Origin of the sequence: Rhizobium sp. SG_E_25_P2 (assembly GCF_029892285.1) — a bacterium.
GTDB lineage: Bacteria > Pseudomonadota > Alphaproteobacteria > Rhizobiales > Rhizobiaceae > Rhizobium_E.
This window is the reverse complement of sequence record NZ_JARXVM010000029.1, coordinates 1-14721: the sequence shown is the minus strand read 5'-3', so window position 1 is coordinate 14721 and position 14721 is coordinate 1. Positions and strand designations below refer to the sequence as shown.

The following is a 14721-nucleotide window of genomic DNA, read 5'->3' as shown; positions in this document are numbered from 1 at the left end:
CGGGAATCGGAGAAACTGACTGTGTGTATCGCCCAATCAGCTTGCGCATGAAATGGGTCAATGTCGCCCCCGTGCCAGTGGCTGGCGGAAGTTCGGAGGCGACAAACGTCAAAACCATACTAATGTCCGGCGCAAGGGTCATGACAGGCGGAAGGCGATAATTCATGTTTCTTTCGGTATTCGATGTTTTCAAGATCGGCATAGGTCCGTCGAGCTCACACACAATGGGGCCTATGACGGCGTCCAATCTGTTTCTCGATCTCATCCTGTCGCCCGACTGGCCGCGTCCATCCGCCGCCAAGGTTGCCGCGATCAAGGTCAGCCTGCATGGCTCGCTCGCCCATACCGGCATCGGCCATGGGTCAGACCGCGCGGTCATTCTGGGCCTGACGGGGGCGAAAGCCAATACGATCGATCCAGACAGAATGGACGCGTTGGTCGCCGAGGTCGAGTCTTCAGGCCGCATCTCGCCGCCGGGGCATGATGGCTATGCCTTCCGTCCCAAGGACGATCTCGTGCTCGACAAGAAGACCCCGCTGACCGGGCACGCCAACGGCATGTTGTTCCAGGCGTTCGACGCTTCGGGTCGACTGCTCCTGAAGCAGATCTATTATTCGATCGGCGGCGGGTTCGTCGTCACCGATCTCGAACTCGAAAAGATGCGCGCCGCCGCCAAGAAGCCGGAGGCGATCAAGGTTCCCTATCCCTTCGCCACCGCCAAGCAGATGCTCGACATGGCCGCGCGTTCGGGCCTGACCATCGCCCAGATGAAGCGCGCCAATGAAGAGGCGACCATGAGCCGCGAGGCGCTGGACGCCGGCCTCGACCGGATCTGGGACGCGATGCGCTCCTGTATCGAACGCGGCTTGCAGGTGGAGGGCATCATGCCGGGCGGGCTGAAGGTGCGCCGCCGCGCCCGCCAGATTCACGACAAGCTGCAGGAGGAATGGCGCTCCAACAAATCCAATCCGCTGCTCGCCAATGACTGGCTTTCGGTCTACGCCATGGCGGTGAACGAGGAAAACGCCGCCGGCGGCCGCGTCGTCACTGCGCCGACCAATGGCGCTGCGGGCGTGATCCCGGCCACGATCCGCTATTATGAGCATTTCCACGAGGATTGGGACCAGGACGGGATCCGCGATTACTTGCTGACCGCAGCGGCCGTGGGCGGCATCATCAAGCACAACGCCTCGATCTCCGGCGCTGAAGTCGGCTGTCAGGGCGAGGTGGGCTCCGCCGCCGCCATGGCGGCCGCGGGCCTTGCCGCCGTGATGGGGGCTTCGCCCGAGCAGGTGGAAAACGCCGCCGAGATCGCGCTCGAACATCATCTCGGCATGACCTGCGATCCCGTCGCGGGCTTGGTGCAGGTGCCCTGCATTGAGCGCAACGCGCTCGGCGCGGTCAAGGCGGTGACGGCGGCGTCGCTGGCGCTCAAGGGCGACGGCCAGCATTTCGTGCCGCTCGACGCCTGTATCGAGACCATGCGCCAGACCGGTCACGACATGAGCGAGAAATACAAGGAAACCTCCACCGGCGGCCTCGCCGTCAATGTTGTGGAGTGCTGAGCGGGTTGACGCGCTGTTGATGGCGGATGCGCCGCATTGACTGCGGCGCGCGACTGGTCGAAAAGACGCCATGGCATTGCATCTCATCAAACTCTGCGTCGGCGCGGAATCGATCGACGACCTGCGCGACTGGGTGGCGGAGCGGACCAGCTTGGCGATCGCCGCCGGCCTCCCCCCGCACTCGGTCCATGTGACGCGCATGTCGCCCAAGCGCAGCGCCGAGATACTTGACGGCGGTTCGCTGTACTGGGTGATCAAGGGCGTGCTGTCGGCCCGGCAGCAACTCATCGGCATCGAGGACTTTACCGACAATGACGGCATCGGTCGCTGCCGGCTGATGCTCGCGCCGGATGTCATCGAAACCATGCCGCAGCCGAAGCGGCCGTTCCAGGGCTGGCGCTATCTCGAGACCAAGGATGCGCCGGCGGATCTGATGGCCGGCGGACTGGGCGAAATGCCGGCCGATCTCAAGCGCGAACTCGCCGAACTCGGGCTGCTCTGAAACAAGAATGGCGGAGCCTCGCGGCCCCGCCATTTTCTGTCGATCATTTTTCCCAATCAGCGCATTCTCAGCCGAACTGGCGTCTTGCCGCGCGGCGAGCGAACATGCAGATGCAGATCTGCTTGCGGCTGGTTGGCCCGCCAGGCGCGCGCGCCATGGCTGAGCAGCATGGCCACGAGATCCTTGGTCTTGTCATGGGATCGGTTCAATCCCATGCCGGCGAGCTTGAGCGCGGCTTCGTGCAGCGGCAGAAGGCCGAGGCTCTTGCCATAGGCTTTCCGTTGGTTTTCGTCACGCAGGTCTGAATACGGCGTGTTGGACATAAGGGGCCTCGTACGCAAAACAAAATCGAGGTTTCCGTGCGACCGCGGCGAAAACACACGCCGCGGCCTGATCTTTCAAAAACTATTGCATGGCGGCCCAGCAGCCGACGCCCTTGCGCTTCAAGGCCTTGCAGGCGTTGACGGCGGCGGATTGGTCGGCGAAGCCGCCGAACCGGGCGCGGTAGACCTGGGCGCCGCCATTGGAGAAGGCCATGGCGAAGGGAGTGGCTGCGCGCAGCGCGCGGCCGCCCTTATCCTTGACGCGGTCGAGGATGTTCATGGCTTCCTGGCGTTCGGAGGCGGTGCCGACCTGAATGACCCAGCCCTTGCCATAGGATTCGGAGGGGGCGGTCGAGGCGGTGGTGACGGAGTCGACCTTCGGCGTTTCGGCGACCGGACGCTCCGGGATCTCGGCGAGCGAGCCGGTGTCGGGCGCGCCCACAGCGCTGTCGAGAGACGCGGTCTTGGTGATCTTGACGGTCTTGGCGCGGATCACCGGCACGGTGTCTGCCGCATCGGCCTGGAGTTCCTGGCCCTGGGCGCCGTCGTCGTAGCGGGCTTGGGGAACCGGGCCTTTGTGCGGCAGGTCAAGGCTGTGATCCGCCGAGGCGACTTCCATGGCCGGGGCCGACTTGGCGGACGGGGTGGCATAAGCCGTGTCGACCGCATTTTTCGAGGCCATGGACACAAAAGCTTCGCCATCGCCCTTGCGCGACGCCTTGGGAAGATTGGCTTCGACCAGTCGGCGCATCTTGGCGTTGCGGGCGCCGCCCGACGGGCTGCCGAGCACTACGGCGACGATCGAGCGACCGTCGATCTTGGCCGATGTCGCGAGGTTGAAGCCAGCGGCGCGCGTGAAGCCGGTCTTGATGCCGTCAACGCCCCGGACAACGCCGAGCAGACGGTTGTGGTTGCCGATCACGCGCTTGCCATAGGTGAAGCTGCGGGTCTGGAAGTAGCCGTAATATTGCGGAAAATGCTTGCGCAGCGCCAGGCTGAGGCGAGCCTGGTCGCGGGCGGTGGTTACCTGTCGGCTGTCGGGCAGGCCGTTGGCGTTGACATAGATGGTGCGGCTCATGCCGAGGCCGCGGGCCTTGGCGGTCATCATCTTGCCGAAGCGCGGCTCGCTGCCGCCGAGGAATTCGGCGAAGGCGGTGGCGCAGTCATTGGCCGACAGTGTCACCAGCGACAGGATGCCCTGTTCGACCGTAAACGAGCGGCCGGCGCCGATGCCGAGCTTGGTCGGCGACTGCGAGGCGGCGTGCTTGGACATGGTGATCTTGGTCCTGAGCGAGATGCGACCGGATTCGAGCGCGTCGAACACCATGTAGAGGGTCATCATCTTGGTCAGCGATGCAGGATAGCGCAGACCGTCGGGGTCTTCCTGATGCATGACCTTGCCATTGCGGGCGTCGATCACGATCGAGGCCGGCTTGGGGCCGGCGAGGGATTCCGAGGCATTAGCAAAAACGAGAGTTGCCGCCACAGCCAGCGAGCAAACGGTTTTTGCGAGAAGGACGCATTTCCCCCTGAGGGAGAGCAACGAGAATGTGGGCTTTGACACTAGGCTACTCTTTGCTTCTGTTGCACTGACCTTGAAAGGCCGAGAGTTCGAAAAAGCATGATAGGTCGTTAGCGTTACCAAACTGTTGACGCGGTGTGCAAAAGCGGGGCGAAAGGCGGCAATTGCCGCAGTTCGGGACGTTTCGTGAACAGCGCGGCGGCTCACGGTTCACGGCGTATTCACGGCGAAAGATTAAGTCTTTCGTCGGAGAAGAGACGGACAGCGCGGTCGAGGTTCCGCCATTGCGGCAGGAGCGCCGAGGAGAAGCGGTAGAGCAGCGTCAGATCGCGGCCGACATGAATGTCGCGCTGGCAATCGCTCGACGTGGCGTCCTTCTCCGTTTTCGGCATAACGCAGCGGGTGACGAATGGCGCGCCGCCATCCTCGCCAGTCAGGATGACCTCTTCGCCATAGCCGGCCTTGGGATCGAGGTGGTGAAGGGCAAGGCCGGCCGGTCCGGCCTCGGGCGCGCCCGCAAACAGCCGTCGATAGATCGGCTCGAGCCGTCCCGACATATCCCTGGACATCACGCTCTGGCTATATTGCAGGAAAAGCAGGTTGCCGTCGTCTGCGGCTTTGTCGAAGCGGGCGGCGGTGGCGGCTGAATAGCCTTTCATTTCAGGCCAGGTGACGACGATGTCGACCTGTTCGGCGGCGCCATTCTTTCGGTGTTCGGCGAAACGAAACATGTTGGCGGCAAGGACGAGCGTATCCTGACCGATCGTCACGGCGATCGCCTGTTCCGACTCGGTGCGGCCATCCTGGGCCAGCCAGGCGCCGTAGCGGCTCGCTGCAAACGACAGAAGAAGCGAGGCGACCGAAAGCGCCGCCAGGCCGCCCACGATCTTCCACAACAGCGATGTCGAAAGAAGCGGCGCTTCGTCCGGTTCCGAATCATCCTCGTTCATCAGGGCTCTCCTGGTGGGCTGATGCCGGGGATCATTGATAAGAACTGATGAGATCGATCAATGACCCTTGCAATCTGGTTTTGACGCCAAGGACCGTTGCTAGAGCCGCAGCCCTGCGCCTGGCTGGATGTGGCGCGGTTGGCCCGAAACTTGCTGTTGAAAGAAATGACTCCGGTTATGGATGGAAGTGGCACATGTTTGAAGCGAGCGACATTATCGTCAGTCTGATCATCGGGCTTGCCGCGCCTCTGGCGATCCTGGATTCGAGCCGGCTGATATTCGATGGCCTGCTTGTCGCGCGCGGAACGGCGCAAGATGGGCGCGGGCGGTTGCTGTCGTGGATCTTCGCGCTCGCAGCGGGACCGGCATTGTTCGGAGAGAGGGTTGTCCGCGAGGCGAGGGCCGGGCGAATGCGCGGCGGACAGGTCGGGCTGTCGGTTGCTGCGGTGCTTGGATGGGCCTGGCTTTACGGCCTGGTTCTTATCGGCCTGCTCAAGCAGGTTCACGGATAAAAAAAAGCCGGTCCCGGGGACAACGGGACCGGCAATGAGGGCTCGGTCGGACGGGGATTGGGGGACGTGACCGGCCCTTGGAGGGTTAAAGCGCGGCTTTCGCCGAATTCAGTTCAAACTGCCGACCACAGGGGCGCGATCGTCTTCGATCTTCACCCATTTGGCGGCGCTGAGCGTCGATTGACGCTTGAGATAGGTATATTCCGTATCCGACCAGAGCAGGACCTTGTTGCGCATATTGTCGAGCACGAAGTCGCCGCGATCGGTTCTGACCGTGAGCACGGCATGGCCTTCGCCATTCGGCTGCAGCACGACGGTGATCAGCAGATCCGAGGGCGAGAAGCCCTGCTTGACCAGCAATTTCTGCTTCAACAGCACATAATCTTCACAATCGCCGACATCGGTGGGATAGGCCCATTTTTCCTCGACGCCATAGATTTCCTCGTCGGTCAGCGGCTGGATTCTGGTGTTGACGTCGTAATTGACCTTGAGGATCGTCTTCCAGGTCGCTTCCGTCAATTGCATCGGACCGGTGTCGCTCTGCTTGGCTGAGCAGGCGTTGGGATTGTCGCGGCAAAACTCATAGTGACCGATCGGCGGATTGGTTTTTCCAAGCGTCACGATATTCGGCGAAAAGGCGAAAGCGGTGTTCGTGGCTGCGGTCATTGCCGCCGCTGTGATCAATACTTTGATGTTTCTTGCGTTGAACATGTTTTTGTCTCCCCGTGTTGAGAAGACAATGACACATGCTTTTTTACTCCTCGCGAAAATGCGAAGTAAGATAAAGTACAAATTCGAGTAGAACTATCGAATATTTTGAATATCTATTGATATATATTTGATGTGTACTTGAGTAAAATCTGCTGAAGTTTAGGCGAAAATCAAGCGATAATTCGCGCAAAATCTGGCGAAAAGTTTATCGGACATCTTTCAAGGCCTTGATATTAAATCGTATTTTAAGGCGCCGCATCACGCGGACATGGTCGCGCCCTTGGACGCGGGCAGACTGTGCCAGCACGATACAGATTGTTTCGCGTCGAAGCAGAAGGGACTGCCGTGACTTCGCGGCTCTTGTTTGCGGATGAGCGTTGAAAATCATCGAAATTATTTTTTGAATTTTTTGTCGCTGGATATTTGCCGGCTGCGCAGCCTCGCCTGGGATCGCCTGACGCGCGACTGCGCGAGGATCAGGCCCAGGCTCAAAAGATGAAGGCCGGGCGCTGGGCCCGGCCATAGCTCTTGCGACAGGCTTGCGTTCGTTCCGCCCGTCAGGGCCGCGTGCTGAGCGCCAAGCGGCACGCCAATCCAGCGAATACGGTTGCAAGCAGATACTGCGGAAGCTTGGGAAAGCGTCGTAACGCGGAGAGTCGATTGCGGATGTGACCTCCCAAAAGGATGACCGCGCCGTTCACAAGAAAGCCTACTCCGTTCAAGATGGTGGCCAGTACGACCATCTGCGCGAACATCGCGCCGCCCGAGGGGTCAACGAATTGCGGGAAGAGCGCCAGGACAAATAGCGCCATTTTCGGATTGAGAATATTTGTTGCGAAACCTTCCGCGAATATACGCCTGTTTGAAAGGCGTTTGAGCCCGGACGATGGCGCGAAAGCTGCCCCTTCGGAACGAACAGTTTTATAGGCTAGGTAAATCAGGTAGATGCAGCCCGCCCACCGAATGATTTCATAGGCGATGGGAACAGCAAGAAAGAGCTGTGACAGACCAAGCCCCGCAGCGATCGCGTGGCAATAAGTGCCGGCAGCTATTCCTGCATATGTGAGGAACCCGGCGGAACGTCCTTGGCTTACGCTACGAGAGGCGATGAGCAACATATCCGGCCCAGGTGTGGCGGTCAGCACCAGAGAGGCGGCGGCAAAGAGCATGAACGTGGAAAAATCCGGCATAATATCTTCCTTTTGGAATGGAGCCGGAATTCCTGCTTATCATCGTCAAGCCCAATAGCAACTGTTTTTGCGCTGCTATGGCGAGACACGTTCTAAAGAACCAGGTCTGCAACTGAATTTCGCAAAGTCGCAAAACCATGGTTTTGCGATCAATCCGCGCACAGATTGCTTCACCAAGAAATCTGCAGGACGATAAACCGTCCCCAATATCCCTGTCTCAGGAAGGCAGCGCCAGCCAGTATCTACTCGGATTTCATATTCCAGTGAGGGGCTTGGGGGGGCATGGCCCGGCCTTTGAAGCGTATTTCGCCGGCTGCTGTCAGCGATAGGCTTCGAAATTCTCGCGGCTCAGCATGCTCGCGAATTCGATCGCCACGCCTTCCTGGAACTGGCGCACGACCTTGCCGCGCATGGTTCCGAGCCGGACGGGCGTTCCCAGCGCCGGGCGAACCTCGATTTCAACGGCGCAGCCCGACATCGACAGGTCGATGATGCGGCAGGGATAAGCGCGGCCATCATCCAGCGCCAGTTCCGAGCGGGCGGAGCGTGGCGCGATACGCTCATGGCGCCGATCTTCCGGCAGGCCGAGCGCGGTCTTGTTTGCGAGCCAGGTCAACTGTGCGGCGAGCTTCTCGCGCTTGCGGTCGGTGGCGTTGATAGTGGTGACGAAGCCATGGTCAACAACCTTGATCACCGAGCCCTCGATGCGGCCGATATGATCGATATAGGCGATGATCCGGTCGCCGATCTTCGGAAGCGCGGCGCAATGGAAATGGATGTCGCCGGGCGACATGTCGACGGCCTTGCATTCAAGCTCAGTATAGTCCGGCAGCATCAGGCGACCGGCAAGGTTCACGACCACGCGCTGGAAGGAGCGGGCGTCGATCGTGACCGTTGAGGCGGCGGTTTGCGGAGCTGGCATTCTGATACCCATTCATGTTTCAAGAGGGCAAGATAGCCTCGCGCCTCTTAAGAATATGTATCAGTTCGATGCTCGCAGCTGTTACAATCTCACTAAATGTCCAAATTTTCGGCGAACTGGGCCCGCTCCTGAATGAAGCGGAACCGCGCCTCCGGTTTGGTGCCCATCAGCGCGTCGACCGCGCCGCGCGTGCCCTCGAAATCCACCTCGTCGATATCGACGCGCAGCAATGTCCGGCTGGACGGATCCATCGTCGTCTCTTTCAGTTGCGGGGGCGACATTTCGCCGAGACCCTTGAATCGGCTGATCTCGATCTTGCCGCGGCCGGTAAACTCCTTCTCCATCAGCGCCATGCGATGGGCGTCGTCGCGGGCGTAGAGAACCTTGGCGCCTTGGGAAATGCGGTAAAGCGGGGGAACGGCGAGGAACAGATGCCCCTTGCGGATCAGATCCGGCATTTCCTGGTAAAAGAAGGTGATGAGCAGCGAGGCGATATGGGCGCCGTCGACATCGGCGTCGGTCATGATGACGACGCGCTCGTAGCGCAGGTCTTCCTCGCGATATTTCGACCGCGCGCCGCAGCCGAGCGCCTGGGTAAGGTCGGCGATCGTCTGGTTTGCGCCGAGCTTTTCCTTGCCGGCGCTGGCGACATTGAGGATCTTGCCTTTCAGCGGCAGGATGGCCTGGTTGGCGCGGTTGCGCGCCTGCTTGGCCGAGCCGCCGGCCGAATCGCCTTCGACGATGAACAGTTCGGCGCCCTCGGCCGAATTCTGCGAGCAATCGGCGAGCTTGCCGGGCAGGCGCAGTTTGCGCACCGCCGTCTTGCGGCTGACTTCCTTTTCCTTGCGTCGACGCATGCGCTCGTCGGAGCGCTCGATCACCCATTCCAAGAGCTTGTCGGCTTCGTTGGGATTGTCGGCGAGATAATGGTCGAACGGGTCGCGGATGACGTTTTCGACAATGCGCTGGGCTTCGACCGTGGCGAGGCGATCCTTGGTCTGGCCGACGAATTCCGGTTCGCGAATGAACACCGACAGCATGCCGGCGGCCGAAATCATCACGTCGTCGGTGGTGATATTGGCGGCGCGCTTGTTGTTGGTCAGTTCGGCATAGGCCTTGAGGCCCTTGGTCAGCGCGATGCGCAGGCCGGCTTCATGCGTGCCGCCTTCGGGCGTCGGGATGGTGTTGCAGTAGGAATGCAGCATAGCGTCGCCGCCATACCAGGTCACCGCCCATTCGACGGAGCCATGGCCGCTGCGCTCGGTCTTGCCGGCGAAGATGTCGCGGGTAACGGTGAAATCCTTGCCGATCTGGACGGCGAGATAGTCCTTGAGGCCGCCGGGGAAATGGAAGACGGCCTTGTCTTCATATTCCGTGCCAGCCACGAGTTCGGGCGCGCAGGACCAACGGATCTCGACGCCGCCGAACAGATAGGCCTTGGAGCGCGACATGCGATAAATGCGGCCCGGATCGAATTTGGCGTGGGGCCCAAAGATCTGCGGATCGGGATGGAAACGGACCCGGGTGCCGCGGCGATTGTGGACATCGCCCAGTTCTTCCAGCGGACCCTGCGGAATGCCGCGGGAGAAGCGCTGGCGATAGAGCTTGCGGTTGCGGGCGACCTCGACCTCGACGAAATCCGACAGCGCATTGACGACCGAGACGCCGACGCCGTGCAGACCGCCCGATGTCTCGTAAGCCTTGCCGTCGAACTTTCCGCCGGCATGCAGCTTGGTCATGATGACTTCGAGGGTGGACTTGCCGGGAACCTGCGGATGGTTCTCGACCGGAATGCCGCGGCCATTGTCGGTGACAGTGAGAAAACCCTCGGCGTCGAGATGCACTTCGATGAAATTGGCGTGGCCGGCCACCGCTTCGTCCATCGAATTGTCGATGACTTCGGCAAACAGGTGGTGCAGCGCCTTCTCGTCGGTGCCGCCGATATACATGCCGGGGCGCATGCGCACAGGCTCAAGCCCTTCGAGCACGCGAATGGCGGATGCGCCATAGTCTTCGCTCGTCTTCGGCGCTTGGTCCTGCGGCGCGGGCTTGGGCGGGGCGACTTCGGGCCGCTCCGGCTTCGGGCTCTCGGGCATGTCGTCGAATAGATTCAGGGCTTGGCTCATAGTGTCCTGTTCGGAAGTGTTTGGTTCCGCGAATCAGCAGATTCTGCCAGAAGCCGCGGACAGGCGCGATTGGCCGAGATTTGCGTCCGAAACCGCCGAAAGGCAAGGGCGCAAGCGAGATGCAGGCAAGGGGGGATGCAATGTCCACAGTTCAGTTGCTAAAAAGCGTCGCAATCGCCGCAGTTTTCATGGTTTTTGCGACAGGGCAGGCGTCTGCGCTGGAACTGAAGCCCTTCAAGGATGCGCTGTTCGCTTATCCCGCAATCCTCGCGTCAGAGGACAATGGCGATTTCATCACCGTCGATTATCAGGAAATGCGCGATATCAACGGCCGCGACAGCGTGCCCGAACGCGAGGTGAAGGGCGATTATGTCTCGCTCGGCGTGCGCTGGAAACAGGATTTCGAGAAGATCGAGGTTGGCGGCCGCGAGATCGAGATTTTTCGCGCGGGAAAGATCAAGAACGCCGCTTTTGCCGTCATCTTCATTCATGGCCGCGGCGGCGACCGCAAGCTGGGCGCCAATGACAAGCGCTTCGGCGGCAATTTCAACCGGCTCAAGAATCTCGCCGTCGACAATGGCGGCGTTTATCTCGCGCCATCGGTGAAGAGTTTCGACGCCGCCGGCGCCGAGGAGATTTCGGCGTTGATCGGGGCGGTGAAGGCGAACGCGCCGAAGGCGCGGATCGTGCTGTCCTGCGCCTCCATGGGCAGCTTCATCTGCTGGAGCATCGCCCGCGACGCGAAGACTGTGGCTGAGCTGAGCGGCATGATGGTGATGGGCGGCGTCAGCGATCCGGACTTCAAGGCGAGCGCCGCGCATCAGGCCAAGCTGCCGCTGTTCTTCAGCCATGGCGCACGCGACAGCGTCTATGCGGCCGATCAACAGGTCGCGGCCTACAGGGCGCTGAAGAAGGAAGGTTATCCCAGCCGTTTCGTGTTGTTCGAGACCGGTTCGCACGGCACGCCGGTTCGCATGACCGACTGGCGCGACAGCCTGAACTGGATCTTCTCGCGCTGAGGCGCCGACACTGGCGAACCCGGCTGGCCACAATTCGCTTGCCCGCTTTTCCCCGCCTCTGATAGAGCGGCGAGGACAATTTCGGGAGAGACGAGATGACACCGGACGTTCGGCCGCTCGTGGCGGGCAATTGGAAGATGAACGGGCAGCGCGAGCAGCTCAACGAACTCAAGGACATGGGCGAGGGCGCGCTGAGCCTGGCCGGCAAGATCGACATGCTGATCTGCCCGCCGGCGACGCTTCTCTATGTCGCCACCGCGCTTCTGACCGACAGCCCGCTGGAGATCGGCGCGCAGGATTGCCATACCGCGCAATCCGGCGCCTATACCGGTGACATTTCGGCGTCGATGGTGGCCGATTGCTTCGGCACGCATGTCATCGTCGGCCATTCCGAGCGCCGGACGCTGCATGGCGAAAATGATGCGCTGGTGCGGGCCAAGGCGGAAGCGGCGCATGCCGCCGATCTCACGGCCATCGTCTGCATCGGCGAGACCGAAGCCGAGCGCAAAGGCGGCCAGACGCTCGACGTGCTGGAGACGCAACTTGCTGGCTCCGTGCCGGATGCGGCCACTGCGGAAAATACTGTCATCGCCTATGAACCGGTCTGGGCGATCGGCACCGGGCTGACGCCGACGGCTGACGATGTCGCGGAAGCGCACGCCTTCATGCGCAAGGAGCTTGTCGCGCGCTTCGGCGCCGAGGGCGCCAAGATGCGCATTCTCTATGGCGGCTCCGTCAAGCCGTCCAACGCCGCCGAACTGATGGCGGTCGACAATGTCGATGGCGCGCTGATCGGCGGGGCAAGCTTGAAATCGTCGGACTTCCTCGCCATTTGCGGCGTGTATGACACGCTGATCTCCTGATCGCCTGTTTCCTGATCAAGGGGCGATCCCCGCATTTCGCTCGCCGGGGGCTTTCAAATCGGCGTGCGCTCGTGTATGAGCGCCGCGAAACTGGGCTTTTTCCGGAAGGGCCCAAACAGGATAGGACTTATGCAGACCGTATTGATCGTGATCCATCTGATGATCGTGCTGGCGCTTGTCGGCGTGGTGCTCATCCAGCGTTCTGAGGGCGGCGGGCTCGGCATCGGCGGCGGCTCGGGCCTTATGAGCGCCCGCGGCGCGGCCAATGCGCTGACCCGCACCACGGCGATCCTCGCGGCGCTGTTCTTCATCACGTCGCTCGGTCTTGGCCTGCTCGCCCGCTACGAGGCGAAGCCCACCGACATTCTCAACAAGCTGCCGACCAGCACCAGCGGCTCGAACCCGAACGGTCTGCTGGATTCGCTCGGCGGCAAGACGCCGGCCCCGGCGCCCGTCGATCCGAACGCCATTCCGACCGGCGGCGACAACACCAACGCGGCCAAGCCGGCCCAGACTGGCGCTGCGGCTCCCGCCGCCACGCCGGCCGAGCCCGCAGGCGCCGTTCCGGCGACCAACGGGCAGCAGCAGACGCCCGCGCAATAACAAGGCCTTCGATGGCTGACGAAACCGGCAGGCTTGACCTGCCGGTTTTTTGTTGGGAATGCGCAAACATTTCCAATTTCGCATCAAGATGAAATCAGGACTGGCGGAATCAGCCGGGACGCAGTAACGGATAAAGCCCATGGCGCGATATGTTTTCATCACTGGCGGTGTGGTTTCCTCTCTCGGCAAGGGGATCGCGGCCGCAGCACTGGCGGCTTTGCTTCAGGCGCGGGGCTATCGGGTCCGGCTGCGCAAGCTCGACCCCTATCTCAATGTCGATCCGGGCACGATGAGCCCCACCCAGCACGGTGAAGTCTTCGTCACCGACGATGGCGCCGAGACCGATCTCGACCTTGGTCATTACGAGCGCTTCACCGGGCGTTCGGCCAACAAGGCCGACAACATCACCACAGGCCGTATCTACAAGAACATCATCGACAAGGAACGCCGTGGCGATTATCTCGGCGCGACCGTGCAGGTCATTCCGCATGTCACCAATGAGATCAAGGATTTCGTGGTCAGCGGCAATGAGGACTATGATTTCGTGATCTGCGAAATCGGCGGCACGGTGGGCGATATCGAAGCCATGCCGTTTGTCGAGGCGATCCGCCAGCTCGGTAACGACCTGCCGCGCGGCACCGCCGTATATGTGCATCTGACCCTGATGCCCTATATTCCGGCGGCCGGCGAGCTCAAGACCAAGCCGACCCAGCATTCGGTCAAGGAATTGCAGGCGCTCGGCATTCATCCCGATATTCTGCTCGTGCGCGCTGATCGCGAAATTCCGGAAGCCGAGCGCCGCAAGCTGTCGCTGTTCTGCAATGTGCGCGCCTCCGCCGTCATCCAGGCGCTGGACGTGGCCTCGATCTATGACGTGCCGATCGCTTATCACAAGGAAGGCCTTGACGATGAAGTGCTGGCCGCCTTCGGCATCGAGCCCGCGCCGCAGCCGCGGATGGACGCCTGGGAAGAAGTCTCCCGCCGCATCCATAATCCCGAAGGCGAAGTCACCATCGCCATTGTCGGCAAATATACCGGCCTGAAAGACGCTTATAAGTCGCTGATCGAGTCGCTCTATCACGGCGGCATCGCCAACCAGGTGAAGGTGAACCTGGAATGGATCGAATCCGAAGTGTTCGAGAAGGAAGACCCGGCGCCCTATCTCGAAAAGGTCCACGGCATTCTGGTGCCCGGCGGCTTTGGCGAGCGCGGCTCGGAAGGCAAGATCCGCGCGGCGCAGTTTGCCCGCGAGCGCAAGGTGCCGTATTTCGGCATCTGCTTCGGCATGCAGATGGCGGTGGTGGAAGCCGCCCGCAATCTCGCCGGCATCGAACACGCCTCGTCGACGGAATTCGGCAAGACCTCGGATCCGGTCGTCGGCCTGATGACCGAGTGGATCAAGGGCAATGAGCTGCAGAAGCGCTCGGCGTCGGGCGATCTCGGCGGCACGATGCGTCTCGGCGCCTATCGCGCGGCGCTCAAGAAAGGCACCAAGATCGCCGACATCTACGGCTCAACCGAGATTTCCGAACGTCATCGCCATCGCTATGAGGTGAATGTCGACTACAAGGACCGGCTGGAAAATTGCGGCCTGGTGTTTTCTGGCATGTCGCCGGATGGCGTTCTGCCGGAAACGGTCGAATATCCCGATCATCCCTGGTTCATCGGCGTGCAGTATCACCCCGAACTCAAGAGCCGCCCGTTTGAGCCGCATCCGCTGTTTGCGAGCTTCGTCGAGGCGACGCTGGTGCAGAGCCGGCTGGTCTGATCGGTCGAAAACCGTGTTTGAAAAAGGCCCGGAAGCGACGCTTCCGGGCCTTTTGTTATGAAGTAAATAAACCTCCACCTACGGTGGAGGACTGGACGAGTTCTACATAGTAGTTGAGAGACCTCTGGCTTGGACCGTTAGATTG

General features: G+C 61.2%; 14 protein-coding genes. 7 read left to right on the top strand and 7 right to left on the bottom strand.

Annotated elements, in window-relative coordinates; genetic code table 11:
• The first annotated feature begins 164 nt into the window (after positions 1 to 164).
• Positions 165 to 1565, top strand: a complete 1401-nt coding sequence (locus tag M2360_RS26105; RefSeq protein WP_280778315.1) for an L-serine ammonia-lyase — start codon at positions 165 to 167, stop codon at positions 1563 to 1565.
• A gap of 70 nt (positions 1566 to 1635) precedes the next feature.
• Positions 1636 to 2067, top strand: coding sequence for a DUF1489 family protein (locus tag M2360_RS26100; protein ID WP_280778314.1), 432 nt, complete (start codon positions 1636 to 1638; stop codon positions 2065 to 2067).
• Between the two features lie 56 nt (positions 2068 to 2123).
• Here M2360_RS26100 and M2360_RS26095 read toward each other — a convergent pair whose 3' ends face one another.
• The 3 genes from M2360_RS26095 to M2360_RS26085 form a co-directional block, all read right to left on the bottom strand.
• Positions 2124 to 2390, bottom strand: a complete 267-nt coding sequence (locus M2360_RS26095) for a hypothetical protein (protein ID WP_280778313.1) — start codon at positions 2388 to 2390, stop codon at positions 2124 to 2126.
• Between the two features lie 82 nt (positions 2391 to 2472).
• The gene (locus M2360_RS26090) at positions 2473 to 3954 is read right to left on the bottom strand and encodes a D-alanyl-D-alanine carboxypeptidase (protein ID WP_348529580.1); all 1482 of its coding nucleotides are present in this window, start codon (positions 3952 to 3954) and stop codon (positions 2473 to 2475) included.
• A 179-nt stretch (positions 3955 to 4133) separates the two neighbouring features.
• Positions 4134 to 4862, bottom strand: a complete 729-nt coding sequence (locus tag M2360_RS26085; RefSeq protein WP_280778312.1) for a hypothetical protein — start codon at positions 4860 to 4862, stop codon at positions 4134 to 4136.
• A gap of 194 nt (positions 4863 to 5056) precedes the next feature.
• On the opposite strand from M2360_RS26085, the gene M2360_RS26080 reads away from it, so the two are divergent.
• Complete coding sequence (locus M2360_RS26080) at positions 5057 to 5374, top strand: hypothetical protein (protein WP_280778311.1); 318 nt, start codon at positions 5057 to 5059, stop codon at positions 5372 to 5374.
• A 108-nt stretch (positions 5375 to 5482) separates the two neighbouring features.
• Here M2360_RS26080 and M2360_RS26075 read toward each other — a convergent pair whose 3' ends face one another.
• The 4 genes from M2360_RS26075 to parE form a co-directional block, all read right to left on the bottom strand.
• The gene (locus tag M2360_RS26075; protein ID WP_280778352.1) at positions 5483 to 6040 is read right to left on the bottom strand and encodes a transglutaminase-like cysteine peptidase; all 558 of its coding nucleotides are present in this window, start codon (positions 6038 to 6040) and stop codon (positions 5483 to 5485) included.
• 602 nt (positions 6041 to 6642) lie between these two features.
• Positions 6643 to 7275, bottom strand: a complete 633-nt coding sequence (locus M2360_RS26070; protein ID WP_280778310.1) for a LysE family translocator — start codon at positions 7273 to 7275, stop codon at positions 6643 to 6645.
• Positions 7276 to 7594: 319 nt separating this feature from the next.
• A complete protein-coding gene (locus M2360_RS26065) occupies positions 7595 to 8197 on the bottom strand; it encodes a PilZ domain-containing protein (RefSeq protein ID WP_280778309.1) in 603 nt (200 codons plus the stop codon).
• A 92-nt stretch (positions 8198 to 8289) separates the two neighbouring features.
• Positions 8290 to 10323: a DNA topoisomerase IV subunit B gene (gene parE, locus M2360_RS26060; RefSeq protein ID WP_280778308.1), complete on the bottom strand. Its 2034-nt coding sequence runs from the start codon at positions 10321 to 10323 to the stop codon at positions 8290 to 8292.
• Between the two features lie 188 nt (positions 10324 to 10511).
• Between parE and M2360_RS26055 the strand changes: the two genes are divergently transcribed.
• The 4 genes from M2360_RS26055 (at position 10512) to M2360_RS26040 (ending at position 14576) form a co-directional block, all read left to right on the top strand.
• Entirely contained in the window at positions 10512 to 11342 is an 831-nt protein-coding gene (locus M2360_RS26055; RefSeq protein WP_280778351.1) for a hypothetical protein, read from the top strand.
• A 95-nt stretch (positions 11343 to 11437) separates the two neighbouring features.
• Positions 11438 to 12205: a triose-phosphate isomerase gene (gene tpiA, locus M2360_RS26050; protein ID WP_280778307.1), complete on the top strand. Its 768-nt coding sequence runs from the start codon at positions 11438 to 11440 to the stop codon at positions 12203 to 12205.
• A gap of 129 nt (positions 12206 to 12334) precedes the next feature.
• On the top strand, positions 12335 to 12808 hold the full coding sequence (secG, locus tag M2360_RS26045) for a preprotein translocase subunit SecG (protein WP_280778306.1): 474 nt from the start codon (positions 12335 to 12337) through the stop codon (positions 12806 to 12808).
• 139 nt (positions 12809 to 12947) lie between these two features.
• Positions 12948 to 14576: a CTP synthase gene (locus M2360_RS26040; protein WP_280778305.1), complete on the top strand. Its 1629-nt coding sequence runs from the start codon at positions 12948 to 12950 to the stop codon at positions 14574 to 14576.
• The last annotated feature ends 145 nt before the right edge of the window (positions 14577 to 14721 follow it).

Excerpts from the sequence above, each read along its gene's own strand:
- M2360_RS26070 (WP_280778310.1), bottom strand. The coding sequence starts at position 7,275 with ATGCCGGATTTTTCCACGTTCATGCTCTTTGCCGCCGCCTCTCTGGTG.
- parE (WP_280778308.1), bottom strand. The coding sequence starts at position 10,323 with ATGAGCCAAGCCCTGAATCTATTCGACGACATGCCCGAGAGCCCGAAG.
- M2360_RS26075 (WP_280778352.1), bottom strand. The coding sequence starts at position 6,040 with ATGACCGCAGCCACGAACACCGCTTTCGCCTTTTCGCCGAATATCGTG.
- tpiA (WP_280778307.1), top strand. The coding sequence starts at position 11,438 with ATGACACCGGACGTTCGGCCGCTCGTGGCGGGCAATTGGAAGATGAAC.
- M2360_RS26105 (WP_280778315.1), top strand. The coding sequence starts at position 165 with ATGTTTCTTTCGGTATTCGATGTTTTCAAGATCGGCATAGGTCCGTCG.
- M2360_RS26055 (WP_280778351.1), top strand. The coding sequence starts at position 10,512 with ATGGTTTTTGCGACAGGGCAGGCGTCTGCGCTGGAACTGAAGCCCTTC.
- M2360_RS26095 (WP_280778313.1), bottom strand. The coding sequence starts at position 2,390 with ATGTCCAACACGCCGTATTCAGACCTGCGTGACGAAAACCAACGGAAA.
- M2360_RS26080 (WP_280778311.1), top strand. The coding sequence starts at position 5,057 with ATGTTTGAAGCGAGCGACATTATCGTCAGTCTGATCATCGGGCTTGCC.
- M2360_RS26085 (WP_280778312.1), bottom strand. The coding sequence starts at position 4,862 with ATGAACGAGGATGATTCGGAACCGGACGAAGCGCCGCTTCTTTCGACA.
- secG (WP_280778306.1), top strand. The coding sequence starts at position 12,335 with ATGCAGACCGTATTGATCGTGATCCATCTGATGATCGTGCTGGCGCTT.
- M2360_RS26100 (WP_280778314.1), top strand. The coding sequence starts at position 1,636 with ATGGCATTGCATCTCATCAAACTCTGCGTCGGCGCGGAATCGATCGAC.
- M2360_RS26040 (WP_280778305.1), top strand. The coding sequence starts at position 12,948 with ATGGCGCGATATGTTTTCATCACTGGCGGTGTGGTTTCCTCTCTCGGC.
- M2360_RS26065 (WP_280778309.1), bottom strand. The coding sequence starts at position 8,197 with ATGCCAGCTCCGCAAACCGCCGCCTCAACGGTCACGATCGACGCCCGC.